This window comes from Nonomuraea deserti, assembly GCF_004348685.1.
In the GTDB taxonomy this organism is placed as follows: Bacteria; Actinomycetota; Actinomycetes; order Streptosporangiales; family Streptosporangiaceae; genus Nonomuraea; species Nonomuraea deserti.
Genome location: NZ_SMKO01000166.1, coordinates 1 through 23,950 on the forward strand (window position 1 = coordinate 1; position 23,950 = coordinate 23,950).

22 protein-coding genes and 2 pseudogenes are annotated in these 23,950 nt (G+C 68.5%); 9 read left to right on the top strand and 15 right to left on the bottom strand.

Annotated elements, in window-relative coordinates; all coding sequences use genetic code 11:
- The 3 genes from E1292_RS38570 to E1292_RS38580 form a co-directional block, all read right to left on the bottom strand.
- Window positions 1–426 (bottom strand): DUF5994 family protein (locus E1292_RS38570; RefSeq protein ID WP_132603145.1); only part of this gene is annotated, 426 nt, incomplete at its 3' end.
- Window positions 423–1,397, bottom strand: coding sequence for an acyl-CoA desaturase (locus tag E1292_RS38575; protein ID WP_132603148.1), 975 nt, complete (start codon window positions 1,395–1,397; stop codon window positions 423–425). The genes E1292_RS38570 and E1292_RS38575, both read right to left, overlap by 4 nt.
- 260 nt (window positions 1,398–1,657) lie before the next feature.
- Window positions 1,658–2,776, bottom strand: coding sequence for an AI-2E family transporter (locus tag E1292_RS38580; RefSeq protein ID WP_132603151.1), 1,119 nt, complete (start codon window positions 2,774–2,776; stop codon window positions 1,658–1,660).
- Between the two features lie 280 nt (window positions 2,777–3,056).
- Here E1292_RS38580 and E1292_RS38585 point away from each other — a divergent pair, with 280 nt between their 5' ends.
- The 3 genes from E1292_RS38585 (at window position 3,057) to E1292_RS38595 (ending at window position 5,064) form a co-directional block, all read left to right on the top strand.
- Window positions 3,057–3,869 carry a YhjD/YihY/BrkB family envelope integrity protein gene (locus E1292_RS38585; protein WP_246090624.1) on the top strand — a complete coding sequence of 271 codons (813 nt, stop codon included), beginning with the start codon at window positions 3,057–3,059 and terminating at the stop codon, window positions 3,867–3,869.
- Between the two features lie 595 nt (window positions 3,870–4,464).
- Window positions 4,465–4,791: a hypothetical protein gene (locus tag E1292_RS53075; protein ID WP_220447267.1), complete on the top strand. Its 327-nt coding sequence runs from the start codon at window positions 4,465–4,467 to the stop codon at window positions 4,789–4,791.
- A gap of 51 nt (window positions 4,792–4,842) precedes the next feature.
- Window positions 4,843–5,064 carry a three-helix bundle dimerization domain-containing protein gene (locus E1292_RS38595; RefSeq protein WP_220447268.1) on the top strand — a complete coding sequence of 74 codons (222 nt, stop codon included), beginning with the start codon at window positions 4,843–4,845 and terminating at the stop codon, window positions 5,062–5,064.
- Between the two features lie 12 nt (window positions 5,065–5,076).
- Here E1292_RS38595 and E1292_RS38600 read toward each other — a convergent pair whose 3' ends face one another.
- From E1292_RS38600 to E1292_RS38625, 5 genes are all read right to left on the bottom strand, one after another.
- Window positions 5,077–5,484: an STAS domain-containing protein gene (locus E1292_RS38600; RefSeq protein WP_132603160.1), complete on the bottom strand. Its 408-nt coding sequence runs from the start codon at window positions 5,482–5,484 to the stop codon at window positions 5,077–5,079.
- Window positions 5,485–5,525: 41 nt separating this feature from the next.
- The gene (locus E1292_RS38605; RefSeq protein WP_132603163.1) at window positions 5,526–5,951 is read right to left on the bottom strand and encodes an STAS domain-containing protein; all 426 of its coding nucleotides are present in this window, start codon (window positions 5,949–5,951) and stop codon (window positions 5,526–5,528) included.
- Between the two features lie 640 nt (window positions 5,952–6,591).
- Entirely contained in the window at window positions 6,592–7,443 is an 852-nt protein-coding gene (locus tag E1292_RS38610) for a universal stress protein (protein ID WP_132603166.1), read from the bottom strand.
- Window positions 7,444–8,727: 1,284 nt separating this feature from the next.
- Window positions 8,728–10,068: an OmpA family protein gene (locus E1292_RS38620; protein ID WP_165974969.1), complete on the bottom strand. Its 1,341-nt coding sequence runs from the start codon at window positions 10,066–10,068 to the stop codon at window positions 8,728–8,730.
- Between the two features lie 314 nt (window positions 10,069–10,382).
- Complete coding sequence (locus tag E1292_RS38625) at window positions 10,383–11,300, bottom strand: transcriptional regulator (RefSeq protein ID WP_132603172.1); 918 nt, start codon at window positions 11,298–11,300, stop codon at window positions 10,383–10,385.
- Window positions 11,301–11,739: 439 nt separating this feature from the next.
- Between E1292_RS38625 and E1292_RS38630 the strand changes: the two genes are divergently transcribed.
- From E1292_RS38630 to E1292_RS54425, 4 genes and pseudogenes are all read left to right on the top strand, one after another.
- Entirely contained in the window at window positions 11,740–12,216 is a 477-nt protein-coding gene (locus E1292_RS38630) for a hypothetical protein (RefSeq protein WP_132603175.1), read from the top strand.
- 362 nt (window positions 12,217–12,578) lie between these two features.
- Complete coding sequence (locus E1292_RS38635) at window positions 12,579–14,144, top strand: serine hydrolase domain-containing protein (protein ID WP_246090625.1); 1,566 nt, start codon at window positions 12,579–12,581, stop codon at window positions 14,142–14,144.
- 131 nt (window positions 14,145–14,275) lie between these two features.
- A complete protein-coding gene (locus E1292_RS38640) occupies window positions 14,276–15,058 on the top strand; it encodes a MerR family transcriptional regulator (protein ID WP_132603179.1) in 783 nt (260 codons plus the stop codon).
- A gap of 1,006 nt (window positions 15,059–16,064) precedes the next feature.
- Window positions 16,065–16,157 (top strand): annotated as a pseudogene (locus E1292_RS54425) (hypothetical protein); the annotation flags it as partial.
- A gap of 295 nt (window positions 16,158–16,452) precedes the next feature.
- Here the strand turns inward: E1292_RS54425 and E1292_RS38650 are convergent.
- Genes E1292_RS38650 through E1292_RS38660 form a run of 3 tightly spaced genes read right to left on the bottom strand, consistent with a single transcriptional unit; the run spans window position 16,453 to window position 19,108 of the window.
- Window positions 16,453–17,259 carry an amino acid ABC transporter ATP-binding protein gene (locus E1292_RS38650; RefSeq protein WP_132603187.1) on the bottom strand — a complete coding sequence of 269 codons (807 nt, stop codon included), beginning with the start codon at window positions 17,257–17,259 and terminating at the stop codon, window positions 16,453–16,455.
- Complete coding sequence (locus E1292_RS38655; RefSeq protein WP_132603190.1) at window positions 17,256–18,209, bottom strand: amino acid ABC transporter permease; 954 nt, start codon at window positions 18,207–18,209, stop codon at window positions 17,256–17,258. The genes E1292_RS38650 and E1292_RS38655 overlap by 4 nt, the downstream gene beginning before the upstream one ends.
- A complete protein-coding gene (locus E1292_RS38660; RefSeq protein ID WP_165974970.1) occupies window positions 18,206–19,108 on the bottom strand; it encodes an ABC transporter substrate-binding protein in 903 nt (300 codons plus the stop codon). Before E1292_RS38660 ends, E1292_RS38655 begins: the two co-directional genes overlap by 4 nt.
- 250 nt (window positions 19,109–19,358) lie before the next feature.
- On the opposite strand from E1292_RS38660, the gene E1292_RS38665 reads away from it, so the two are divergent.
- Together E1292_RS38665 and E1292_RS56205 are read left to right on the top strand one after the other, a co-directional pair.
- Entirely contained in the window at window positions 19,359–20,768 is a 1,410-nt protein-coding gene (locus E1292_RS38665; RefSeq protein WP_132603196.1) for an amidase, read from the top strand.
- A pseudogene (locus tag E1292_RS56205) lies at window positions 20,731–21,240 on the top strand (hypothetical protein); the annotation flags it as partial. The gene E1292_RS38665 and the pseudogene E1292_RS56205, both read left to right, overlap by 38 nt.
- A 31-nt stretch (window positions 21,241–21,271) precedes the next feature.
- Here E1292_RS56205 and E1292_RS38675 read toward each other — a convergent pair.
- The 4 genes from E1292_RS38675 to E1292_RS38690 form a co-directional block, all read right to left on the bottom strand.
- Window positions 21,272–21,580, bottom strand: a complete 309-nt coding sequence (locus tag E1292_RS38675) for an NIPSNAP family protein (protein ID WP_246090626.1) — start codon at window positions 21,578–21,580, stop codon at window positions 21,272–21,274.
- A gap of 56 nt (window positions 21,581–21,636) precedes the next feature.
- The gene (locus tag E1292_RS38680) at window positions 21,637–22,320 is read right to left on the bottom strand and encodes a cyclase family protein (protein WP_165974971.1); all 684 of its coding nucleotides are present in this window, start codon (window positions 22,318–22,320) and stop codon (window positions 21,637–21,639) included.
- Window positions 22,317–23,525: a pyridoxal phosphate-dependent aminotransferase gene (locus E1292_RS38685; protein WP_165974972.1), complete on the bottom strand. Its 1,209-nt coding sequence runs from the start codon at window positions 23,523–23,525 to the stop codon at window positions 22,317–22,319. Before E1292_RS38685 ends, E1292_RS38680 begins: the two co-directional genes overlap by 4 nt.
- Window positions 23,522–23,950, bottom strand: a 429-nt coding sequence (locus E1292_RS38690) for an RraA family protein (protein WP_369334351.1), incomplete at its 5' end; no start/stop codon positions are given. The genes E1292_RS38690 and E1292_RS38685, both read right to left, overlap by 4 nt.

The window sequence follows — 23,950 nt, forward strand, 5'->3', positions numbered from 1 at the left end:
GGTGGCGGGGTGGCCCGGGTCTGCGGCGGTGAGGATGTCGCCGGGGCGGGTACGGCCCCGGCACTGGGTGGCCAGGTCGAGCGCCTTGTCGGCGGCGGCGGGAGTGGTGTCGGGTGGGATGACGAGCAGGTTGAGGTGCTCGATTCCCGGGATGATCAGGGTGACCAGGTGGGGGTCGATGGTGCGGAACCAGGCCACCTTGACGTGGCGGCCGGGAGCGGCGATGCGGCGCGGGATGTTGTCCCAGGTGTCGATGTGCAGTCCCACACGCAGGACCCGCCGCTCCAGCCGCCGGTCGATGGCGGCGATCAGGGCGGGCAGTTCCGCGCCGGCGTCGTAGCCGGCGGGCCACCACGCCCCGTCCACCGCGCCCCGGCGGGCGAGGTCGGGATCCAGGCTGAGCCGCACACTTTCAGGGCCGGTCATGAGGAAGGCTCACGGCGTTGGGTGGCCAGACGTGCGGCCAGGCGCGCCGGGGTCGGCCAGCGTACGTCGCGGACCCAGCCGAGTCTTTCCAGCAGCCGGATCAGCCGGGCGGAGATGTCGACCTGGCCGGGCAGCACGCCGTGGCGGGCGCAGGTGGGGTCGGCGTGGTGGCCGTTGTGCCAGCTCTCGCCGAACGACAGGATCGCCAGCGGCCAGAAGTTCGCGGCCCGGTCCCCGGCGCGGGTTCTCAGCGGCCGGTCGCCGAAGACGTGGCAGATGGAGTTGATCGACCAGGTGACGTGGTGCAGAATCGCGATCCGTACCAGCGCGCCCCAGAAGAACGCGGTCACCGCCCCCTGCCAGGTGCCGGTGGCCAGCAGGCCGATGGCGGGCGGCAGCAGGAGCGAGACCGCGATCAGCGGCCAGAACAGGCGGTCCACCCGGCCGATGTCGGCGTCGGCGAGCAGGTCCTTGGCGAAGCGCCGCCGGTTGGTGCGGTCACGCTCGAACATCCAGCCGACATGCGCGAACAGCAGCCCCTTGGCCAGGCCGCGCACGCTGTGCCCGTAACGCCAGGGCGAGTGCGGATCGCCGTCACGGTCGGCGAAGGCATGGTGGCGCCGGTGGTCGGCCACCCACTGGATGACTGAGCCCTGCACGGCCAGGGACCCGGCCACGGCCAGGCCGATCCGCAGCCAACGGCCTGCCTTGAACGCGCCGTGGGTGAGATAGCGGTGAAAGCCCACCGTGATGCCGAGCCCGGTCAGGACGTAAGCCGTGCCGGCGATCGCCACGTCGGTCCAGCTGAGCCCCCACCCCCAGGCCACGGGGATCGCCGCGGCCAGCGCCGCGAACGGCACCAGCACGAACACCCACAACGCGACCACCGCCGCGACCGGTTTACGCCCGTCGATGATCGGCGCCACGCCGCCCCGCTTCCGATCGACGACGCCTGTACCTGTCGAAGCCATGCCAGCTTTCCTCCCCGGCAGCGTCCTTTTTCCCTCTCTTGCAACCCACCAACTCGCCTGCCCATGCACACGGAGGCCACACCCTTAGTCCAGTACCAAGCTTCAGACGGCGAGGGGACAGAGCCGCAGATCGATGTCCCGCGGTGAAACCGAACGGATTCCGGCGTCACCGACGCGGGACCTCGGTGACGCGGCGCCCAATGGCCAGCGGCAACACCCGCTGACACCGGATCTCGTTCCACAGGTCGGGGCCGAACATCTCATGGCGGAGGTACGGCCTGCGGTGGTGGTTCTGGGGCCGGTCCTGCCGGGAGGGGGATCGGATCGTCCTTGAAGAGCTCGGGCACGGCCCGGTAGAGGATGGCGGTGATCGGCACGGCCACGACTGCGCCCGCGATCCCTGCCAGGATGCCGCCGACGGCCAGCACGATGATGATTGCCAGCGGGTGGAAGTGCAGCACCCGGCCGACGATCAGCGGCTGGAGCACGTGGTTCTCCAGTTGCTGCTCGACGACCAGGATGCCGATGAAGATCAGCGCGTAGATCGGGCCCTTCGCGCCGAGTGTTACCAGCGTTGCGACCGCACCGGCGAAGAGGATGCCGACGATCGGGATGAAGCTGGCCAGGAAGATCAGTACGGCCAGTGCCGCCCACAGCGGGACGCCCATGACGGCCAGCACCACACCCATGAGCAGGCCGTGCACCGCGGCCACGGCCACTGTGCCCTGCACGTAGTGGGACAGCGTGGCCCAGGCGGTCCGCCCGGCCCGGTCGACCCGCGGCGCCATCCGGCCGAACCCCCTGAGGAACCAGGACCAGATCCGATCACCATCCTTGAGCAGGAAGAACGTCACGAACAGCAGGAGCACGATCGAGGCCAGCACCTCCACCACCACCACGGTGCCCGCGAGAACCGTCGAGGTGATCTGCTGCTGCCGCTCGGTGACGAACTTGGCGATCTCGTCCACCCAGCCACTGAGCTGGATGGGCTCCAGCCGCAGAGGACCGGTGTAGAGCCAGCCCTCCACCGTCTTGGCCGTCTGCCGGACCTGTGCCACCAGGCCGGGGAACTCAGCGTTGGCCCGGACGCCGACGATCCAGCCCGTCCCGCCCAGCACGGCCAGGGCGACGAGCATGGTGACCCAGGTGGCATAGATCGCCCGCAGGCCCGACGCGCGCAAGCGCCGGGTGAGCGGGAACAGCAGCGCGGTCAGCAGCAGGGCGACCGCCACCGGCAGGGCGAGGATGCGCATCGTCGCCACGAAACCGAACACATAGTCGGCCACGATGCCGATGACGATCAGACACGCGCACCACGCGGCCATCTTCGCCAAGGCCGCAGGCACTAACCGCAGCAGGCGCTCCTGAGGTGAATCCATGCACGGGAAACTTCCCCACCGGTCGGAAATAGGCGCGCTTTCAGGCTTCGAGCCAGGAAGTGTGAAGAATATTTTCCGCATCACGGGTAGGTCATCCGCCCTACCAGCTTCTCGCGACGGCACGGTGAGCCATCTTCTGTGAAACGACCGCGGCGCACGATCACGGCCGCATTCCGCCGACGTACCGGCACCGGCCATGAGCGCCGCCCGGCGCTGGGCCGGCCGGATGGCGACAGGCTGGAAGCGAGCCAGGAGCCGGCACGGCTGGCTGGATCATACGGTGCGCGCCCTGATCCGCTACGACAAGGCCGACGCCGGCCGGCTGTCGGCCGCTCTCACCTACTACGCCTTCTTCGCCACCTTCGCCCTGGCGCTGCTGGGGTTCGCCATCCTCGGTCTCATCCTCGATCATCCGGCGGTGCTGGCCGAGGTGCAGCGCTATTTGAGCGACACCTTCCCGCGCCTCGACGTCCAAGCGCTTCGCGACGCCGGGGGAACGGTCGGGCTGGTGGCCTGCGTGGTGCTGCCGCTGACTGGCCTGTTCTGGATGGACACGCTGCGCTCGACGACCAGGGCGATCTGGCGGCTGGAGGAGTATCCGGGCAACTTCTTCCTGCGCCAGATCATCGACCTGGGCGTCCTGGCGGGGCTCGGGATACTGCTCTCGCTGTCGCTCACCGTCGTCTTCGCCGCCGAGTGGGTGCTGACCTGGCTTGCGGTGAACACCGTGGGTGTGGACGCCACCCCCGCCCGGTGGGTGCTGCCGGTGGCGGCCTTCGTGCTGGGAATCGGCATCAACACTTTACTGGCCATGGCGCTGTTGACCGCGCCCCCGCGGCTGCGCTTACCGCTGCGCCGGGTGATCGGCCCGGCGCTCGTCATCACGATCGGCCTGGAGATCCTCAAGACCCTCGGCCAGGCCCTGCTCAACCTCACCGCCGCCAACCCCGCCTACCAGGTCGTCACCGGAGCGGTGGCGATGCTGCTCTTCCTCAAGGTGCTCAACCAGCTCATTCTGTTCGCCACCGCGCTGGCGGCCACCAGCACCACCGGAGACGTCACCGACCTGGCCACTCGGCCAGGTCCGCCGTGACCTCGAGGTGTGTGCTACCACGCGACGGCCGCTCCCGGGCGCCACTGTTCATCCGTCGCACCGTCCCCGCACCGCCCACCGCAGTTGCCCGGCGCCTTTCTGACGGCCAAGGATGACGTCCTCAGGAAGAGGACGGCGGTTCCGCCGAGCGCTGCACCGTTCAGCCCGTCGAGGGGGAGTGAGCTGTGATCAGCTCCGGCGATGAGGTTTGCTGGAAACGCCTATATCCGTCTCCTGGCAGGTGGCGTTGACTGACAGTGTCCGGTTACCCGTCTTCGGGCAGGATGCGCCGGCGATAGCGGGGCGGAGGCGGGCTATGTCCGTCGAGATCGTGATGTGGGTGGCCGTCAGCGTCGGAGTGATGGCGGTGGTGCCGGCCGTTGGCTTCTTCTTGTGGCGCGGGCGTCGAGATCGCCTGCGCGAGCGATTCGGCCCTGAGCACGAACGCACTGTCGCCGCGGCGGGTGACCGCAGGGCGGCCGAGCGCGAGCTGCGGGCCCGTCGAACGCGATCAGGCCCACTCGACATAAGGCCGCTCGATCCCGACACACGCCGCGGTTATGCCGAAAGGTGGGCCGCGGTTCAGGAGCGTTTCGTGAACGAGCCGAGCCCTGCGGTCAGCGAGGCCGATCTGCTGGTGCGGGCTGTCATGGCCAAGCGCGGATACATCACTGAGGACTTCGCGCAGCAGGCCTCCGACCTGTCGCTGCGACACAGCCGCACCCTGGAGCACTACCGCCAGGCCCACGAGATCAGCGGGCGAGCCGCAGGAAGTCGGGTGTCGATCCAGGAACTGCGGCAGGCCATGACGCACTATCACGCCTTGTTCGACGACCTCCTCGGCGGCGACCAGCGGCCTCTCCGTGCTCGGGCTCGAGCACCCCGGACACGACCACACGGAACTGCGGGGCCCCGCCGGTAGGCCGGCAGAGCGCTCAGGAGGCCGCGAGCCGAGAACACGATCGATGGATCCATGGACATTGATGTCGCCGAACGTGAACACCTGACGGTGGCCGAACTGGAGGCACGGTTGGCCGGAGCCTTCGCCCGCAGCCATTCGGCTGAACGGGTACGTTCTGCGGTAGTGGCGGCCCACCACCGTTTCGATGGGCGGCCGATCCGGGACTATGTTCCGATCTTCGTGGAGCGGGAGGCCGAGCGGTCGTTCCGCTGCCGGCTGGGAGAACAGACATAGGCGCACGAGGTCTCAGCGCGCTGCCGCAGGGTCGGGCCCCACCCCGCCCGTACCTCTGCCCCTATCCACGCTGGTGCCTCTGCCCGGGGTGGTGCCGTACATGGGGAAGCTACGGTCAAGGTCGGTGAGATGCAGCACCTTGGCCACATGTGGGCGGGGAGCGGCCAGGCCGATAACGATGTTCAGGGGCCTGGCCTGGTGTTGGACGCCGACCACCACGCCCAGCCCGGCGGCGTCGCAGAACGACACCCCGGACAGGTCGAGGATGAGCAGGTGGGTGCTGTGCCGCAGGGCGCGCTGCAGGCGTTCGCGTACCGTCTCGCGGGTGGCGAGGTCGAGCTCGCCGCGCAGGTGCACGACGGTGGCGGCGGCGGGGATGAGCCACAGACCTGCCCCAGGGCGGGGGTGGAGAGTGGTCATGAGGTGCTCCGATCGGGGGAGAGCGCCTTGCCAGGCGTGGGTCAGCCGGGCCGCGCCGACGCATGCAGGAGGAGACCGGGTGTCTGGTGCCAGTTGGTGAGCTCGAGCAGGCGTCGCACCTGTGGAGGCACCGAGCGCAACGTCAGAACATGGTCACCGCCGCCGTCGTGGATTGCGGCGGCGGCGCCGACGAGGGCGCGCAGGCAGCCGACGTCGATGAACTCCAGGCCGCTCAGATCGACGCAGAGGCTGCCGTCGACGTTCATGGAGGCCAGTGCGCGCCGCAGAGCGGGCAGGGTGGTGCGGTCGAGCTCGCCCTCTATCCGCAGGCCCGCACGGTCGGCGAGCGGGGTGATGCGCAGGAGGCGGTCGGTGGCGGTAGTGATCGGGGTGAGCGCCATCACAAGCCGTTCCGTCAAGGCGGCGATCACGAGTGCGGACGCGCTGGCAGTGTGCGTGGTGTTCATGCCGGGCTCCTACGGGGGGCGGGAGACAAGAGGGCGGCCGGTTCGCGGCGGCGGCGTGAACACGTTGCGAGGGCGCCAGCGTGAGCGGTGTCGTGCGTGCAGTGCCCTGATCATATGGCAGGTTCGCCGGAGCGGAAATCACCGATCCAAGCCAGGATTATCACCACCGGCGATCAACGGCCAGGTGCTCGCGGGTGTGGGCGGAGGGACCTCGCCCCGACCAATGCCGATCTCCCTGGGCCCGGGCCGCCACGCTTCACCCAGAAACCGCGGCCCGCAAACCGTACGAGCCTGTGACGCGCACCGACTCCTGCTGGGCACCTTCTCCGCACACACTTGATTCTCCCTCTCCGGCAGGCCGCTCGGTGAGGGCTGGGCCGCGAGCTGGTCCCGCCCGGATGCCGCCGCACGGCACACGAAACGGCCGACCGGCCGGCCGCTCCCGCCTGAGCCCGTGTCCAGACGCGGCAACGACGGTAAGAGCAGACCGCCGCCACCGTCGGACAAGCTGGTCTCCGGCCCGGTGATCCGGCCCGGCGCACCGCCGGCGCCGCCCGAGCCGCTGCTCCACCCCGAGCCTGCCGACTGGCCCAGCCCGATGGTCGCCGGCTCAGGGAGCACATCGCTGGCCAAGGCGCCCTTATGGCCGCACCACCGCGACGGAGTTGCGTGCGCCGTGCAAGATCCCGAGGGTGACGGATCCGAGCATCACGGTGCCGATCGCCCCTCTGCCCTGAGAGCCCACGACGACCAGATCCGCCTGGGCTGAAGCGCTGACGAGAGCATCGACGGGGTGGGCGCGACGGACGTCCTCGATCACCGGAACCTGCGGATATCGCTGCTGCCATCCCCGGAGGATGACGGCCGCGGTCCGGCACTGGGTAGCGTGGATCTCGTCCAGGTCATAGGCGCTTTCGGGGATGTGAGCGTGCGCCGGCGGTTGCCACGCGTAGACCGCGCGCAGCGTGCTCGCGCGCAGCATCGCCTGCTCGAAGGCGTAGGCGAGGGCGGGTTCGCAGGCGTGATAGTCCTCGAGCCCGACGACGACCTCGCCGTGGGCAGTGTCGGGGTCGGATCGGACGACGACCACCGGGCCGTGCGCGTGCCCGGCCACGTGGGTGCTCACCGAGCCCAGCACCGCCCCGGGGAATCCGCCGAGGCCGCTGCCGCCGATCACGATCTCGGCGGAGTCGCCGGCCTGGCTGCGCAACGCCGCGGCGGCGGCGCCCTGAAGCAGTTCGCAGCCGACATCGATGCCGGGCTGTCGCTTGCGCGCGACCGCCTCGGCGTCGCTCAGCACGCTCTGCGCGCTGAGCATGATGACATCACCCTGGCCCGGGGTGGCGATCTTGGCGATCTCGTACGGCGTGCGGTCCACAACGTGGACGATGCGGAGCCGTGCCCCCGCGCGAGCGGCGTCGTCGGCCGCCCACTCGACGGCCGCGGTCGCGGCATTTGAACCGTCCGCGCCCACGACAATGACACGATTCATGGCTACTCCAGATCTGTTCCTGCATTTACTGATCATTCGAAGCGAGAATATGCCGGACTGGACCGGAATATTTCGGTGTCGTTGACGGTCGCCGGGTCAGCGCTTGAACATTCTCCCGGTTTTCTCGCTGCGCTGTCCCAGATCCGGTCCGGCTGGCCATGCCTTTCGACTCCAGATGCTGGTTTCCGGTTGTACGGCCGAAGTAGAGCATGATCCAACCCCGAACGGCTCGCGTCCTGGACTTAATCTTCCTTGTCAGGCTCATAGCGCTTCCTTTTCGGCTGCTCTCGGACGCGACGCGGCCTGGTCTCAGGCTGGTCCTCCTGGCGGGCACAGGAAACAGGCAATCACCGACCTGATTATCATCGCAATCGATAACAGCGCCGATTTCCTTGGTGGCGACTTTATGTCTCTCGCAAAACTAGGTGGGGTGCAAAATGCCAATGAGGTTTTGAGCGTTGGCATTCAGCTTGGCGTTGCCCGCGGCGATAGACCACTTCCGGCCCCATGATGGGCGGTGTGACGGGCCAGGCAACATTGATGACGACACTGCGCCTGCCGATAACTCATCCATGCAGGTCAAGCGGCATGTGAGTATTCGTGGAGGACGCCGCCATGCCGGTCTCTTCGGCGTATGGTCAGGTCGATGATTCGCCCGGGATCGGTGATCGGGTCCGGGGCGGGACGCAGAGGGGCGGCTTGGTTCAGGGCTTGGTGGGCGCGGTGCTGGTTGTAGAAGTGTTCGTACTCGCGCAGGGCGTACCGGAGATGGCGGTCGTTCCATACGAGGCAGCGGTTGCGAGTTGACGTTTCCGGATGGTCGCAGCCCGGAAGAGGGTTTGATCAAGCGCTCGACCGTGATGATCGTCCCGAGTTCCTCATGGCCCCGGTCACGGCAGTCTGGGGCCCTCATGTTCGGTGAACCGTTCGGTCCTGAGACCGCTCTCGGCCTGACCGTCTGCCGCGCAGCAGTCGTTATCGTCCATCGCGGTGACACCTCGTCCACCGGGGCGTGTGCGTCGGATACGGACACGGCGAGGCCTCGAGACCAGCCAAGTACAGCGCCTGATACCGCCGCCTCGTCAGAGGGGAGGGGCCTTCTCGTCGCCTGCGGCCTGGGCCGCGAGGTACCCGGCCCCAGGCGCGCCTGGGGCAGGTGACCCAGCGAACTGCGGTGTTGCGGTGCATGCCGAGGATGGCTGCGGCGAGCGCGGCCAGGGCCGCGTTGCGGGTGGCGCGGTCGGTCGCCGGACCTCCATGCCGGACGGTGACCCCCAAGTGCCGTTACCGGATGGGGACGTGGAGGTCGCGGAACGGGCCGATCTTGACCGTGAGGGTGTCGGCGGTGTCGGGCAGGGCGAAGAGGTTCCAGAACTCGCGGGTCTGGCCGGGCGCGAATTTCTCGGTGCTGATGCGGACGCCGGAGACGTCTGTGCATGCGCAGTAGAAGTCCACGCCATCGTCGGTGGGGACCTCGAGGCGGCCGGGCAGGTACTGGCGGCGGGCGGCGACGTCGGTCACGCGGACGTTGCTTGCGGCCTGGTACTTGTACGCCTCCCAGTCCTGGGCGTGGTGAAGGTCGCGGAACCAGGTCTCGGCCGGTCCCTCATTGGTGATCTTGTAGGTGAGCAGGCCGAGGCCGCCGGGCAGTCGGCGCAGGCCCGCGACCTCCATGGCGATGGGCCGGCCGTCTGCCCTGGTGGTGCCGGTCAGGCCGGTCGCGCCGGGAGAGGTCGTGGCCACCGGTTGCTGGGCGGCGGGCTGGGGTTTGGGGAAGGTCACTGTGACGCGGCGGTTGCGGCGTTTGCCCTCGTCGCTGTCGTTTGTGTACAGCGGGCGGCGCGAGCCGTACCCCTTGGCCTGGAAGCGGACCCCGTCCCTGGACAGCAGCGCCGACAGGGCGCGCTGTACCGCCTGGGCGCGGCGCAGCGACAGTGGGTCGTTGATGGCGTCGTTGCCGGAGGAGTCGGCGTGGCCCGCCACCGTCACCACTGTGGCGGGTGAGGCGTCGATGAGCTTGGCCGTGCGGGCCATGATCGACTTGGCTTCGGGGGTGAGGGTGGCCTTGTCCACCGCGAACAGCACGTCGGAGGAGAGGTTGACCTGCAGGTCCTTGCCGTCGTCTGCGGTCTCCTCCGACTTGTCCAGGGCCTCGGAGGGGAGGATGAGGCGGCGGGTGACCGGGATGACGGGCCCGGCATCGGGGTCGGGAAAGTCGCCGGTCGGAGCTTCGTCGCTGATGGGCACGTTGAGCATCGGCGGGCCCACGGGGGTGACGACGGTAGTCGTCGCAGGGTGGCCCGACGGCGCGGGCAGCACCGCGTAGACGCGGATCGACCGGCCTGGGTCGATGAAGTGGCCGAGGCCGTCGCGGTCCCGGTCGCTGCACAGGCAAGGGGAGTCGGCGGGTTTGTACGGCAGGAGCCAGGTGCGGGCCTGCGCGTCGAGGACACCGATGCCGGAGGCCCACTTGATCTCGCCGAGGGGGCGGGTATGGTCGCCCATCTGGCCGGCCCAGGACAGGTGCTTCTCGGTACCGGTGTTGGACAGGCGGATCTGGACGATGAGGTGCTTGCCCTTGACGCGGTTGAGGCCGACGACCTCGACCTTGAGGTTCTCGGTCATGCTACTGCGGGTTTCGGACAGGGCCGGTCGGGTGTCTTGCCCCGGTCCCATTGTGGTGGCGGGCGGAGCGCTGGTGGCCGGGGCACTCGACGTTGGCGCGGTGGTGGCGGGCGGGGACACGGCTTCCTTCGTCGGCAGCACCCCGCACCCGGCCGCCGCGAACGTGAGCACGGCACTCAGAGCCAGGATCCGGGTAGACATGGGGGCGATTGTGTCATGGCCGAAATGACAGGGCTTGGTCATGGTCCTCGCCAGCGGTTGCCGGGGTCACGTGAGTCATGGTGACAGGCGGGGGCAGCGCGGAAGCCGGGCGATCAGCGCGTTCCGGAGACACGCGGGCGCCTGCGGGACTTGGGCTTGCCGGTATGGTTCGTGTACTCCAGCCACCATTCCGCGATCACCAGGATGACGACCCAGCTGAGCCAGACGCCGGCGGCTCCGATCACCTCGATCATCGCCTGTTCGTCGCCGCCGTGGGCGGTGTCGAGCCGCGGAAGCTGGATGAGAAGCAAGACCCCGGTCGTCGGCCCGAGCAACTCCGCCAGTGCGCGCAGATGGTCATCGTGGCCCTGCGACATGTCCCAGACAGGAGAACGGCTGACCGGGTACACCAGCACTGGGCTCAGATCCCCGTCAGCCAGGGTGATCACGTGCACGCCGAAGAGGGACGGGATGAGCAGCAGCCCCCTGCCGTTGAGATGCAACTCCGCCTCGACCGGATAGTCCACGCTCATGACGGGCGACTCCCACCGTACAGACGGGTGCAGCCCGCTCAGCAGTCGATCCACGCCACCGGCGGCGAGCGCCCGCGAGCGCTCCGCGAGATCGCTCCGCACGGTCGCGGTGAGCGGCTGTTCGTAGGGGGCGAGGACGGCGTCGTGGTAGCCGAACGCCGCGTCGCCGATCTGGTTGAGCACGCCCGCCTCCCCATGGGCCAGGTCATCGAGCCAGGTCGGCGGCCTCCGGTACGTCGCCGCCAGCTCCGACACCTCGGCGTGGATGCGGCGAACTGAGGTCCCCAGCACCGTCTCAAGGCCGTCCCCGAGACCCGACTGCTGACCTGAAGGGGTAAGGAAGTCGGGAAAGTATGGGCCCACCGGGACAAGCTGGGCCAGCCGGCGGAGCGAGCCCTCCAGCCCGCGCGCGGTTAGCTCGCGCGCGGCCCGGCGGCGCCAGCCCGCGAAGTAAGGCACGTGCTCCCTGGGAGAGGCCAGCTGCTGCACGCTGAGCACGAGCTCCCGCGTCGTACCCGTCCGCGAGCCGCACGCGCGTCAGATCCTCATGGCTGAAGTTGATGCGCAGAGTCTCCATGCGTTCACCTCCACCAGGCAACGCTAGATCAACAGGATCGTCTTTCGATCTACAGTGGATAAGGGCACCGGGGTCGAGCAGCAACTGAACCCCGCGTTGAGCGGTCTCCGTACCTGGGGTGGCGTCGAAGCTGTTCGCCGGGCGATGGCCGCGCATCCACCTCCCCGTGGAGCGGCACCAGAACATGTTCACCCCCGCGACCTTGGAGGCTCTGGTGCGCCATATCGAACACATGCCTCTCCCCGAATTCGCCCGCGCCATCCGAACCTGAAGGAGCACGACCTCCCCACCATTCGGAGGTCGATCGAAATCCCGGCTGCACGATCGGCCGGAGAGCTCGACGACCGCACCGGCCGCCTGGTGGCCGGGCACGGCCGGCTGCTCGTACTGGAGGAGATGCACGCTGCGGGCAAGCCGCCGCCCGAGAGCGTCAAGGCCGCCGACGACGGCACGTGGATGCCGCCCATCCTGCGCGGCTGGTCCTCCCGCTCGGATGCGGACGCGGAGGCGTACCTGGTGGCGGCGAACCGGTTGACCGAGCGGGGCGGCTGGGATCACGGCATGCTCGCCGAGATGCTGACCGACATCGGGGCGGCCGACGCCGAACTGCTGGCCGCCGCAGCATACACCGGCGACGATCGGGCGGACCTGGACGAGCTGGTGCCGCGCGATCCCGACCAGGCGCCGCCGAACCCGGTCACCGGGGCGGGGCCGGCAGAGCAGGTGGAGCCGCCGACCGTGTGGGGCGTCGTCGTCGCCTGCGACTCGGGGGCCGAGCAGGTCGAACTCCTGGAGCAGCTGACCGAGGAAGGCCACTCCGTCCGCGCCCTTATGTAGGCCGATCGTCAGCACTCGCTATGCCGAAGCGGTCGGCTCCACCTGCCTTCCGTCGCCGGGCGCCTCGCTCCGCATGAGCGCCCCACCCCACAGCCCGGTCTTCAGCTGCCATCCTGGCGGCCACTCGTGGTCGTCATCCGGGCGCGTCACGAACGCTGCTGTAAGGTCGCGCGCGCCCGTCGTGTCCCTCGAGATGCGACTGTCACCCGGCGGGGGGACGGCGTCCTGCTCCCGAAGCTGTCTCGAACCCCCAAGCGGCTGTGAGCTAGATCACGGTTGAGGTTGACCTTGGGTCAAGGTGGAAGCTCGGCGCAGCGGCGCGACGCCGACCCGGACATAACAACTTCGAAGGGCGGACCACCATGACGATCACCCTTTCCGATCAGCACAAGAGCACCCTGCGGATTGCCGCATACGGCGCCGTGGCGTTGACGGCCGCCGCCGGTGCCGCCGACAAGCCTCACAAGATCGCCACCTCCGGCAGCATCGCGCTGGGCTCGGCCACCGGCCTGATCGGGCATGTGCTCGCCGACTACCCTGCGGGCAAGGACCTGACGGGCAAGTCCGTGGCCGAGATCGCCGACCGCGTGCTGCCTGCCCTGACTGCGGCCATGAACCTGCTGAAGCAGCAGGATCCGGCCGAGGCCGACAACTTCCGCCGCACCGTCCTCGTCGCTGTCGAGACCGCCCAGACGCACCAGGGCCGGCCGAGCCCTGCCACGGCCGAGATGGTCCGCAAGATCACCGAAGCCCTCGACGCCGCCAGGGTGGCCGTTGCGGACAGCGGGGCCGTGCCGGAAGCTGCGGCCGGGCAGGATCGCCCGGAGCTGCAGAAGGCGATCGAGGAGATCGTCGAGTCCGGTTTCCTCGGGGTGTCGCTGCGCGTGCACGATGAGCGGGGCGAGTGGGCCGGCAGCGCCGGGGTGGCCGAGCTGGGCGGGACCGCGAAGCCACCGGTCAACGGGCATGCCCGGATCGGCAGCAACACCAAGACCTTCACCGCGACCCTGGTGCTGCAACTGGTGGCCGAGGGCAGGACCGAGCTGGACATCCCGGCGGCCGACTACCTGCCCGAGTTCGGGCTGGACCGGCGGATCACGGTGCGGATGCTGTTGCAGCACACCAGCGGGCTGTTCAACTTCACCGGCGAGGTCTACGACGACGGGACGATCGTGCACGGGATCCCCATCCCCTACGGCACCACGGGCAAGGAGTGGGTGGACAACCGGTTCCACGCCTACCGGCCCGAGGAGCTGGTACGTCTGGCGCTGTCCAAGCCGGCCCGGTTCGAGCCGGGGACGGGCTGGAGCTATTCCAACACCAACTACGTGCTGGCCCGGCTGCTGATCGAGAAGGTCACCGGCCGCTCGCTGGCGGAGGAGATGCAGCGGCTGATCCTGGGGCCGCTCGGGCTGTCGGGCACGGTGGTGCCGGACGCCTCGCCGGAGATCCCTGAGCCGCACGCCCACGTCTACTACCGCTACGAGGAAGCCGGCCGGCAGAAGACGATCGACGTCACCCGCCACAACCCCTCCTGGGTCTCCACCGGCGGCGACATGATCTCGACCTGCCAGGACCTCCACACGTTCATCTCCGCGCTGATAGGCGGCAAGCTCCTGCCGACCCCACTGCTGGCCGAGATGTGCACCCCGCACGCCACGGGCATCCCGAACATGGACTACGGGCTGGGAGTGTTCGTCCAGAAAACGGACTGCGGCGGCACCGTCATCACCCACAACGGCGGCATGGTCGGCTCGGCGGCGCTGATGTACAGCACGCCCGACGGCAGCAAGACCCTGACCGCCGTACTGAACTTGGTGGACGACGCCGACATGTCCATGGCGACAGCGTTTCAGAACGCCCAGCGAAGGCTCGTCAACGAGGTGTTCTGCGGCGAGCAGGCCGATCCGGCTCAGCCGGCGGACTGAACACCTGTGACCCGTACGCCTCGAGAGGCGACCCCTTCCGGTCGTGCATCAGGTAGAACGTGAACTGGGGCCACATGCTCGGCCGTGGCCTGCCTAGTCGCCGAGCTCGAGCACAAGGCAGGATTTTGTCGATGAACGGAGTCACGATCGGGCAGGCGGCGGCATTCGTCGGCGTCACAGTGAAGACGGTGCGGCACTACCACAAGCTCGGCCTGGTGAAGGAGCCGGAACGCGACAGCTCCGGCTACCGCAGGTATGGATCGGCCGAGCTGTTGCGGTTGGTGCAGGTCCGGACGCTGGCCGCCGCCGGGGTGCCACTGGCCGGAGTCGGGCCCCTGCTCGACGCCGACGCCGCGCTGTTCGCCGCCGCGCTCACCGACGTCGAGCGGCAGCTCACCGAACGGATCGAGGAGCTGACCGCGCGCCGTGACATGCTGCACCGGCTCGCCGACGGAGACCGGGCTCTGCTGCCCGACCGCGCCGTGGCGCTGCTGAAGCGGCTGTCCGGCCTCGGCATCCCCGCGGACGAGGTGGCGGCCACCAGGGAGGGCTGGGTGCTGGCCAGGGCCCTGGTACCCGAGGGCTTCGACGACTACCTCACCCATGTCGAGCACGCCCTCGACGACCCCCGCTTCGTCGCCTTGATCAAGCACGCCATCGAAGCCACCGCATGGGAGCCGGACGACCCGCGCCTGGCCGAACTCGCCACTGCCATTGGCGACCACTTCCTCGCCAACCCCGCACATCTGAAGATCGTGACCGGCCTGCAAGCCCGCACCGACGCCGCGGCCCGGTACCACCTGATCGCCCACTACGGCGAAGAGCAGGGATCGGCCACGGCCCGGGGGGTCGCGCTCGTCGAGGCCAAGCTCCGCGCCGCGGGCATCCATATCCCCAGACCAGACACCCACTGACAGCGCCGGTCGACACCGCTGGAGCGACTCGTCCCACGCTGGGTGCATCTGCTCAGCCATCCACGCGTCCTTCGAAGGAGCGGCCAAAGGACAAGATCTGCCTCATCACGGCACGGAACAGGGACACGCTGCCGATCATGCCGTCGCAGCGCGGCGCGAACCGGGATCACACGCCTCGCCAGGGCCTGGGAGCTGGTGAACTCCGGCAGAGGCACCGCAGCAGACGCTGAGCAGGCGTGCCGTGCCGCTGCCTTTCGGTGAGCCGGGCGAGCCGCTGCTGGGTGGCGTCGCGATCTCTGTCGGCACGATGCCGCCGATCGGCGGCGTAGTGGCGGACTGCTCGGCCTGAATGCGGGCGGTTTGGCGCTCGCCGACCTGGCGCCAGGCGTCCTGTTCGCGTTTCTCGGCGCGGTCGCGGGCGGCTTCGGCCTGGCTTCTGGGCCGCTCGGCGGCGGTGACTGGGGATTGTCATGAAGTTGACAGACCCAAATTGCCACGAGTTGTCACTTCGCAGGTCAGTGCGCCGAGCTCCCGCGGAGCTCGTGCGACTTTGGCGATGCACTACCGGCTCGGGGTGGAAACACTCTTGGAAGGGTCCCAAATTGCGTCATCGTCATAGGAAATGATGTTCGTACTGCCCGCCCAGTGGCATGACGGGCCCAGATCAGCTCCCGGAAGACCGAGCACCACGACGCCGCGCTGACCTGCGCCTCGCTGCAGATGGCCGCAGCCACCCGGGGCGGCGACGTGGACGGGGTGATCTTCCATTCGGATCGCGGCTCGGACAGTTCGGCTCCTGGATCTTCACTCAGCGGGCCAGGGGCTCCGGCCTGCTGCCGTCGATGGGCAGCGTGGGGTCCTCCCTCTTAACCGGCTAACACCTATGTTTCCCCAGATCAGCGACACGCCGTGATCTGTTACCTGCTGGCCGGATGGGGTCATCGCGGGTACATCTGTCCTCATGATCGAACAGGGACTCCGGCTGGAGGAGCGTGAAGGGAGCTGGATGCTGGCCGGACCCTCCGCCGGGCAGTTCGTCCTGGTCGATGAGTATCTGGCGTATCTGGCAGACCGGAACTACTCGCCCAAGACCGTCCGCGCCTACGGCTATGACCTGCTGGCATTCTGCCGCTGGCTTCGACAACGCCATGATGGAGTCGTTCTGGTCACGCATGCAGGTCGAGCTTCTCGACCACCGGCAACGGAACACCCGGATCGAACTCGCCAACGACGGCACAGCAGCCTGGGCATGCTCACCCCGATGCAGTTCGAGAACGCGTCCACCGTGGCATGAAATGCAGGAACGCGACTCCACCGAAGGGGGCACACCAGAGTCTCCACGAAACCCGGCACAGTTCAGATTGCTGGTTGCCCGTCGGTCGCTGGCGTCGCGATCAGAGAACCTTGCCCAGAAACTCTCTGGTGCGCTGCTCGCGCGGCGACTCGAGGACTTCGGACGCCAGCCCCTCCTCCACCACCTGGCCATCGTCCATGAAGACGACCCGGTCGGCCACCTCCCGCGCGAAGCCGATCTCGTGGGTGACGACGATCATCGTCTGCCCTTCCTCGGCCAGCGACCGCATGACCGTCAGGACCTCGCCGACCAGTTCCGGGTCCAGAGCAGATGTGGGCTCGTCGAAGAGGAGCACCTTCGGCTGCATCGCCAAGGCGCGCGCGATGGCGACCCGTTGCTGTTGACCGCCCGACAGCTGGCCCGGATAGGCGCCCTCCCGGTCGGCCAGGCCGACGCGGTCGAGCAGGGCCCGGGCCCGGGCCGTCGCCTCCGCCTTGCTTTCCTTCCGCACGCCTACCGGAGCCTCGATGATGTTCTCCAACGCGGTCATGTGCGGGAACAGGTGGAAACGCTGGAAGACCATGCCGACCTGCGCTCGCTGCGCGGCGATTGCGCTTAGTCGCATTTCGTGCAGGGTCTCGCCGACCCGCCGGTAGCCGACGTATGAGCCGTCGAGCAGGATCGCGCCAAAGTCGATCTTCTCGAGATGGTTCACGCAGCGCAGGAGCGAACTCTTCCCCGAGCCGGACGGACCGATGATGCACAGCACCTCGCCCCGGGCCACGCGGAGGCTGAGTCCTTTGATCACCTCGACGTCGCCGAAACTCTTGCGCACGTTGACGATCTCGACCGCGGGGCGGTCGGCGCCTTCGGCGACTCTTTCCCTGGACGATGTGCTGGTGGTCATCGGTTTCCTTTCGAAATCCGCCACGGCTTGAGATTGCGGCGCAGCTGGGCCCCGAGCGTTCTCGCCTGCCGGGTCGCCTCGCCGCGGCCGTAGTGCCTCTCGATGAAGTACTGACCGAAGGTGGCTATCGACGTCAGGACCAGATACCAGATGCTGGCCACCACGAGGAGTGGCACCACCTGGAAGTTCATCGCGTAGACCTGCTGAGTGCGTGTGAGCAGGTCGCCGCCGGCGATGAACGCGACCATCGAGCTCGCCTTGAGCAGGTCGATGAACTGGTTGCCCGTCGGCGGCAGGATCACCCGCATCGCCTGGGGGAGCACGATCCTGCGCATGATCCTCTTCCGGGTCATGCCCAGAGCGGCCGCCGCTTCGGACTGCCCGCGGTCGATCGCCAGGATCCCCCCGCGCACGATCTCGGCCATGTAGGCGCCCACGTTCAGTCCCAGGCCGAGTATTGAGGCCAGCAACGGACTCACGACGGAGTTGGTCGGCGCGCCGACGCCGATGTCGGTGAACGGTATCCCAATGCCGATCCGAGGGAACAGCAGAGACAGGTTGTACCAGAAGATCAGCTGGACGAGGACGGGAGTGCCGCGGAAGAACCAGACGTAGTACCAGGACACCGTGCGCAGGAACCGGTTGTCCGACATGCGCATGACTGCGAACACGAGGCCCAGAAACGTGCCCAGGATCATGCACATGACGGTGAGCTGGATGGTGGTGAGGACGCCTTGCAGGATGATGGGAGAGGTCAGGAAGTGGACGACCTGACTCCACTGCATATTGGGGTTGGTGGCCAGCTCGCTCACGAGCCAGGCCAGCACGACCAGGACGATCAGCGCCGCTACGTGCTGCGGGTAATGCCGGAGCGGTACGGTCCGAAGGTTCTCCGATTCCTGGGGCGCGGCCACGGCGTCGCCCTGCCCCGATGCCACATTGAGCGTCATGAAAGCCTCCCCGCGCCATTGATGATCGGCTCGTCGATCGCCAGATCTGTCTGGCCCCATTCGGTCAGGATGCGGTCATAGGTTCCGTTGGCCATCAGCTCGCGGAACACGAGCCGGAGCGCATCGCGCAGGTCGGCGTTCCCCTTGGTGGTGGCGACGCCGTGATAGTTCGGTCCGGTCCGGTCTCCGGCCGGAACCACCTGGCCGTCGGTGACGGTCTGCTGGTACGTGACCTGTGCCTGGTCGGTGACCATGGCGTCGGCGCGGCCACTCTGCACCTGGATCATCGTGTCTCCGAGCGACGGGGTCAGCAGGACAGTGATCGGTCTCTCGCCTCGCGCCACGCATTCGTCTGAGAGCGCGGCGGTTCCTGCCGCGGACGTCGTGCCCTGGGTGGCCGAGACGCGAAGGCCGCACAGCTCGTCGGTGGAGCCGATCCGGTGCGGGTTGCCCTGGCCGACGAGCAGCCGGTCCGCCGAGAGGGTGTAGTCGACGAAGTCGACCTGCTTCTGGCGCTCCAGGGTGTCGCTGAAGTTGGACATCCCCACGTGGATCCGGCCGGACAGCAGACTCGGCACCAGCCCGGAGAACGAGGTCGCCATGACCTCGATCCGTACGCCGAGCTCGTCGCCGATCGCCCGCATGAAGTCCAGTTCCATACCCTGAAGGTCACCGTTCTCGTCGACGAAGAGGTACGGCGGGGTGGAGGCGTCGGCGCCGATACGCAACGGCTGGCCCTGCCGGATCGACGCAGGCAAGAGGTCTTCATACGCCGGATTGACACTCGACGAAGAGGGATCGATGTGTGCACCGACACCACCGGTACCTGTCGGCAGGAGCAGGAATGCGGCCAGGAGCAGCGTCAGCCCGCGGATCGCCGGACGCCACCAGCCCTTCATGGCCATCAGGATGGTCCCCCCGATCCAGCGGGGTACCGGGTGGCGCGCTCCTGGCCTGCGGGAGGCGCCGGCCAGAAAGGAAGCTGTCGAGGAGGGGGCAACGATGGGGAAGTCTGTTGGTTCATGACTCCTGGTCCTCACTTGAGCTGTAATCTGAAGCGTGAGGCAACCGTTTGGCAACCGATTGCGATAGTGTAGGGACGGTCGATTATCGGCGTCAAGACCAGGGCAAACAGAGGAGACATCCGGCATGCACGTGCACGTCCACGGACAGGAGGCCGGCGAGAGCATCGCCCGGACCTCACAGCGGCTACGGACCGCCCGGCTCACCTCTGAGGAGCTGACGAGGACGGCCCTGGACCGCATCGACCGGCACGACCGGGCGCTGAACGCCGTCGTCACGGCTGTACCGGAGCAAGCCCTCGACGCCGCCCGTCGCATCGACCGGGACATCCAGGCCGGCCGAGACCGTGGCGTCCTGCAGGGCATCCCCGTCGGGCTCAAGGACGTGATCGACGTTCGTGACGTGACCACCGCCATGGGGTCGGCGTTCTACCAGAATCGGGTCCCTCGTCAGGACGCCACGCTGGTGCGCCGGCTTCGCCGGGCCGGTGCGGTCATCGTCGGGAAGCTGCACACCCAGGAGTTCGCCTACGGTGCCACCGGCTCGGACGCGTACACCGGGCCGGGGCGCAATCCGCACGCCCAGGATCGGGTGACCGGCGGCTCCAGCAGCGGGCCCGCGGCCGCGGTGGCCGCCGGATTCTGCCTCGCCGCCGTCGGCACCGACACGGGCGGCTCGGTGCGGATCCCCGCCGCGCTGTGCGGCGTCGTCGGGCTCAAGCCGACCGCGGGCCGCATCAGCCGCACCGGCGTCTTCCCGCTGTCGTGGACCCTCGACCAGGTCGGGCCGATCACGCGGTCGGTGGCGGACAACGCCGCGCTGCTCGGCGTGCTCTGCGGGTTCGATCCGCAGGATGGCGGCTCGGTGCGGCGCGCGGCTGAGGATTTCGGCCGGCACATACCCGCCGGTGTCGAAGGGCTGCGGATCGGACTGCCCAGGCCGTACTTCGACCATCTGGACCCGGACGTGCGCCGGTGCATCGAGGCCGCCCTGAATTCGTTGCAGGATCTTGGCGCCGCCGTCCAGCTGGTGGACATGCCGGAGCTGGAGCGCATCGTCTCCATCCACCGGACCGTGTTGTCGGTCGAGGCCCACGCGGTGCACCGGCAGCGGCTCGACGAGCGGCCCGAGTTGTTCCAGGAACCGGTCCGGCAGCGCCTGTACGCCGCCGCGGCGTTGCCCGCCTGGTCATACGCGGAGGCCTACCGGCGAAGGCGCCTGGCCAGGACGGCGTTCGACAACGCGCTCACCGGCGTCGACGTGCTCGCCGCACCGACCGTCCCGGTTCCGGCGCCACTGATCGGTCAAGTTGACGTCACGACGACCGGCCTGGCCGAGACGGTCCAGTCCGCCCTCACCAGGTTGACCGGCGCGACCAACTTGAGTGGTCATCCCAGCCTGAGCGTGCCGTGCGGGCGGACGCGTACGGGGCTTCCGGTCGGGATGCAGCTGATCGGACGGTTCTGGGACGAGGCCATGCTCTACCGGGTCGGTCAAGCCGTGGAGAACGGCGCCGTCGCGTCGCCGGCGCCGTGAGTCTCGGCTCAGTGACGCCGACCTGGTCACACTGGCGTTGCTGTCGGTGTCGCTCGGCTTCACCTCCGAGCGACGCTGGCTACGCTACGCCCGCGCACACCCGACCGGTCTGTTCCCCCTACCTGCCCGGCCGGTCCGGCTACAACAAACGCCTGCCCGCCGCCACCGCCCTGGTGCTGCCCTGATCCGCATCCTCGGCCGGGACACCAGCCCCTGGAACGACGACGTCTGGGTGGCCGACTCCACACCTGTGGAGTGCGGCCGCTCCCGGCAGACCGCTCAGCGCTCGGATCTGGCCGGCTGGGCCGAATACGGCCACTGCAGACATGCAGTACTACGGTCGCGACTTCGAACACGCACATTCGCGGGCGTCACCATCCACGTGATCGTACGCATCCTGGCGCTGACCACCGTGATCTGGCACAACGACACGACCGGCCAGCCCACCGCCCGATCACTCACCGCCTACGATCAGTGGTCCCGAAGCCCTTGGAATCAAGCATCTAGGGTGACGGCTGCCGGTCAGGGAGCAGCGGGCGCATGAACGTGCGCTCGTAACGAACGACGCAGCCGCTGTCGTCCCGGATCTTGTCGGCGGCGATGAAGTCCGGGTGCCGGCCGAAGAGCTGCCGGTACTGCTCGTACGCGGCGAGGCTCGTGAAGCTGAAGAGAGCGAGCGCCTTGTCGCTGGCGCCCTCGGCCGGCAGGTAGTAGCCGTGGTGTGTTCCACCGTGCTCGTTCACCAGCTCGATCCATCGCCGGGCGAAGCGCTCGAACTCGGCAACCTTCGCAGGGTCTATCGTGTAGTCCACGACACAAGTGATCATGAATTTCCCTTCGTGGGTGGCGTCAACGGGACGGCCGGGCGTCACCAGGTGGCGAGGACGCGGCACGGGCCTCCCGTGCCGGCCTCGAACGGCACCACACCGACGAAACCGACAGCGCCCGCCGGAGGTATCGACGAGAGGCGGGCAAGGCCTTCGACGGCATACCGCGCGGCACCCAGCCATCGGCGGTGGACCGGGAAATCCGTCGCCGATCCCACGTCGATGCTCGGCGAGTCTACGCCGATGCAGGCGATGTTCCGATGCTCGATGAGCCAGTCCACGGTCTCCGGGGCGAAACCCGGTGACCGCCGGCCGCCACCCGGGACAATGCCGTGAAAGGCCTCCGCGTCACCGGCGCGGGCGTCCCAGCTCGAGTGCATGAAGACGGCGGCGCCATCCGGCAGCGGTCCATGCTCGCGCTCGTGGCGCAGGAGGTCCGCCACGATGACCGCGCTGTCCGGATCGGCGGCCACGCGGTCGGCGATGTCGATCACGGCGATCGGGACGACGAGATCCTCCGGGCGAAGTTCGGACACGTCGCGGCCGTCCGGCGCGAAGTGCGACGGCGCGTCGACGTGCGTTCCGCTGTGCTCGATCAGCGACCAGGCGTTGCCGCGGAACCCATCCGTGTCCAGTCGCGCAACCGCCGCCCGGTGCGGAGATTCGTACCCCACGACCGGGAAGCCCGGGCGGAACGTATGCGTGAGATCTTGAACCGTGGTCACCGTTGCCGCCCGGCGATCGTCGGAGCCTCTCGCGCGAGTCGTTCGAGCGTCGTACGGACGATCTCGGCGCCCCGCTCGATGTCCGGCAGATCCGCGGCGAACGTCAGCCGCAACCAGCCTTCCCCGGCCCGGCCGTACTCCGTGCCACTGCGCACCGCCACGCCGTCGTCGAGCAGTTGGGCGGTCACCTGCGCCGACGTGAGGCCGAGCGCCGGATCGAACCGGAGGAACGCGTAGAAGGCGCCCGCGGGATCGATGACCCGGCTGCCCGGTACGCGCGCCAACGCGTCGAGCAAGGTGGTGCGCCGCAGGTCGTAGCCCTCCCACATGGTCCGGACGCAGTCCTGCGAACCCGTCAGCGCCACGATGCCCGCGCGCTGGGTGGGCCAGTGCACCTGCGACATGACGTTGATGTGAATCGTGGCGATCGGATCGAGCAGCTGCCGTGGCGCGGCCACGTAGCCCAGCCGCCAGCCGGTCATGGCGTAGGTCTTGGAGAAGCTGTTGACGTAGAGGACCTGATCGGCCAACTCCGGGACGTCGATCAGCCTGATGTGCCGGTGACCGAAGAGAATGTGGTCATAGACCTCGTCGGTCAGCACCAGCAGCCGCGATTCGACGGCGATCTCGGCCAGGCTCTGCACCTCGGCCGCCGACAGGACCACCCCGGTCGGATTGGCCGGATTGTTGACCACGATCATCTTCGTCCGGCCGGTGACCGCGGCCCGCAACCGGTCGGGGTCGATCCGGAAGTCGGGCGTGGTGCCGACGCTGACGGGGCGTGCGCCCGCCTGCCGCACGACCGGGGCGTAGAGCGAGAAGGCCGGGTCGAAGAGCAGGACCTCGTCGGCCGGGTCGAGGAACGCCGTCAACGCGCAGAAGACCGCCTGGGTCGCTCCGGCGGTGACCAACACTTCGTCCGTGGAGTAGGTTCGCGCGGCCCCGACGGAGATCTGGTCGGCGATCGTGCGCCGCAGTTCGGGGTCGCCGCGCAGCTCCGGGTAGTGCGTGTATCCCTGGGCGACCGCCTCCCGTTGAGCGGTGCTGATGTGCTCAGGTGTCGCGAAGCAGGGATCGCCCTTCTGCAGCGCGACCAGGCCGGGACGCACCGGGACGGAGAGGACGGCGTCACGTTCGGGGTCGGTCGCGCGCCGTGCCGCCGCCGACGCGCCGAACGCGACCGCGCTCGTCGTCCGGCCGGTCACTGGTTCGCTCCGCTGACGGGCTCTTCGCGCAGCCCCTTGGCCACGGCTGTCTCCTGGAACCCGGCAGTGCTCCAGAGGGTTTCGCCCTGGGCGAATCGGGCTCTGGAGCGCTGCTCTTCCTGAAGCCGGATGGTGGCCCGCTCCAGCACGTACGCCGCATCCGCCTTCGGGACGACGCAGACGCCGTCGTCGTCGCCGAGAATCAGATCTCCGGGCTCGACGATGACGCCGCCGCAGCTCACCGGATGGTTGACGAGCCCGAGATTCTCTTTGGACGTGCCCTTGACCGACAACCCGCGAGCGAAGACGTCGAAGTCGTGCTCGCGGATGACCGCACCGTCACGGACGTAACCGTCGATCACGAGTCCGGCGCACTCCCGTGCCTTGGCCGCCACGGACATCAGGTCGCCCCACGGCCCGCCCTC

Coding starts and splice junctions, on each gene's coding strand:
- E1292_RS38605 (WP_132603163.1), bottom strand. CDS start 5,951: ATGAACACCACGCACACTGCCAGCGCGTCCGCACTCGTGATCGCCGCC.
- E1292_RS38610 (WP_132603166.1), bottom strand. CDS start 7,443: ATGAATCGTGTCATTGTCGTGGGCGCGGACGGTTCAAATGCCGCGACC.
- E1292_RS38620 (WP_165974969.1), bottom strand. CDS start 10,068: ATGACCGAGAACCTCAAGGTCGAGGTCGTCGGCCTCAACCGCGTCAAG.
- E1292_RS38640 (WP_132603179.1), top strand. CDS start 14,276: ATGAACGGAGTCACGATCGGGCAGGCGGCGGCATTCGTCGGCGTCACA.
- E1292_RS38655 (WP_132603190.1), bottom strand. CDS start 18,209: ATGACGCTCAATGTGGCATCGGGGCAGGGCGACGCCGTGGCCGCGCCC.
- E1292_RS38665 (WP_132603196.1), top strand. CDS start 19,359: ATGCACGTGCACGTCCACGGACAGGAGGCCGGCGAGAGCATCGCCCGG.
- E1292_RS38595 (WP_220447268.1), top strand. CDS start 4,843: ATGGACATTGATGTCGCCGAACGTGAACACCTGACGGTGGCCGAACTG.
- E1292_RS38660 (WP_165974970.1), bottom strand. CDS start 19,108: ATGAAGGGCTGGTGGCGTCCGGCGATCCGCGGGCTGACGCTGCTCCTG.
- E1292_RS38580 (WP_132603151.1), bottom strand. CDS start 2,776: ATGGATTCACCTCAGGAGCGCCTGCTGCGGTTAGTGCCTGCGGCCTTG.
- E1292_RS38600 (WP_132603160.1), bottom strand. CDS start 5,484: ATGACCACTCTCCACCCCCGCCCTGGGGCAGGTCTGTGGCTCATCCCC.
- E1292_RS38635 (WP_246090625.1), top strand. CDS start 12,579: ATGACGATCACCCTTTCCGATCAGCACAAGAGCACCCTGCGGATTGCC.
- E1292_RS38575 (WP_132603148.1), bottom strand. CDS start 1,397: ATGGCTTCGACAGGTACAGGCGTCGTCGATCGGAAGCGGGGCGGCGTG.
- E1292_RS38650 (WP_132603187.1), bottom strand. CDS start 17,259: ATGACCACCAGCACATCGTCCAGGGAAAGAGTCGCCGAAGGCGCCGAC.